The following is a 389-nucleotide window of genomic DNA, read 5'->3' as shown; positions in this document are numbered from 1 at the left end:
GGCCGGCAGGTCGGCGCGGGGGATGTCGGTGTTCTGCGCGATGAGGTCGCCCAGGTCGCGCCGGTAGTCGATGCCGTAGGTGGTGCGGATGAAGTCCAGCGCCGAGGTCTGGTTGCCGTAGAAGAACCGGTCGCCGTCGCGGAGTTGCTGGAACTGCCTGGCCCAGATGGCCCGCTGCAGCTCGCCCAGGTCGGAGCCGGCCGGGTGCGGTTCGGCGATCATGCCGACGAACGCGTCCACGTTGTTCACGCTGCCGTAGATCGCCTGCAGCCGGGCGGCCAGCGGCGCGGCGCGGGCGAACCGGGTCGGCGTGCTCTCCAGCGCGTCCGCGTCGGACCGGTCGACCTCGGTGTTGAAGGCGTCGGTGAGCGAGGTGAACTGCAGGCCCG

The 389-nt window shown here is 71.2% G+C and carries 1 protein-coding gene; it reads right to left on the bottom strand.

Annotation, left to right across the window (positions count from 1 at the left end; all coding sequences use genetic code 11):
• Positions 1 to 389 (bottom strand): peroxidase family protein (locus ODJ79_RS46815; RefSeq protein WP_317620771.1); only part of this gene is annotated, 389 nt, incomplete at both ends.

The organism is Actinoplanes sp. KI2 (genome assembly GCF_025630775.1).
Lineage (GTDB): Bacteria > Actinomycetota > Actinomycetes > Mycobacteriales > Micromonosporaceae > Actinoplanes.
Note: the sequence above shows the minus strand (reverse complement) of the source record. Positions and strands in the feature narration are given on the sequence as shown.